Source organism: Mycobacterium heidelbergense, from assembly GCF_050205645.1.
Lineage (GTDB): Bacteria > Actinomycetota > Actinomycetes > Mycobacteriales > Mycobacteriaceae > Mycobacterium > Mycobacterium heidelbergense_A.
In genome coordinates this window covers 1-1067 of sequence record NZ_JBNMQT010000058.1, presented here as the reverse complement: position 1 = coordinate 1067, position 1067 = coordinate 1, and the positions used below count along the sequence as shown (strand labels likewise).

General features: G+C 65.9%; 1 pseudogene. It reads left to right on the top strand.

The annotated features are described in order from the left end of the window. Positions 1-405: 405 nt before the first annotated feature. Positions 406-1067, top strand: a pseudogene (locus ACQI5H_RS24560) (hypothetical protein); the annotation flags it as partial.

The window sequence follows — 1067 nt, the reverse complement described above, 5'->3', positions numbered from 1 at the left end:
CACCCCCACCTGCTCGCGAAAGTTCCGCCGACCCTGAACGACCCACCCGCGGACACGGCGACAGCTCGGCACCGAACCTCCGCTAAGCCTCAGCCCAGCACCGTCAGTCCAATCGAACCTGCTCAGATCCCTTTAGGTGCAACACATCCGTGCCACCGCCTCAAATGCAACCGTGAGGCCGGCCGACAACCAATGTTGTTGTTCAACGGGACTCAGCGAAATCCCCGCCGCATCCCCGGCATCGAAGTGCCGTCGACCGGCCCACCTAGGCCCCAGCAGCGCCCACAACCAGCTTTTCCTAGCTGGCCACCCCGGGCAGGCCTCCCGACGCAAAACACCGCCGCCGCAAGCATCTTTGTGCCCGCGACCGTAGCGGGAGGATGACGGGCAGGTTAACTTTGACCCATGAGTGCTACCGACTTCGTAACGGGAGTTGAACGGCTGCTGACGCGTGCGCACGACTTGTTCCCCACCGGCGGCGGCAACGACCTATCGTTGAGTCCGGGTACAGCCTCGACACCCACAGCGCCCTCCGGCATCAGCGCCTTAGCCGACGGCGCCCACACGGCCACCGACCGCTACCAGCAAGCCCACACCCGGGTACAGGGCCTCGACGATGAAACCACCCGGGCCGCTAACCAAGCAGCCGCCATCGGAGCCCAAGGCCGCGCTGGCTCAGGTGCCATCCTCAACCAAGCCCGCTCTCAAGCTGCGGCCCTGTTGCCGATGGCCAAAACCCCCGCCGGCTCCCAACTGCTGGTGGCCGCAATGGATCAAAACCTGGCCGCCATGCAAAGCCAGATCAACACCACCACCACGCAATACAAAACCGCGGCAGCCCGGCTCACCACCACGGCCGCCGACTACCGCCACATCGTGCCCCAAGACCAACCAAACTCCCCAGACGACGACCCCACCACACCGGGCAAACACGACCCAACCATCCGTGCCGCCAACTGGCAGCCTGGCGACCCACTGCCCCCGCAACCCCCACTGCGCGGGCAACCGCCCGACCCCGCCGACGCCCGCATTGGCGACCCACGATTCGGTCAATGGGAAGACCTCCC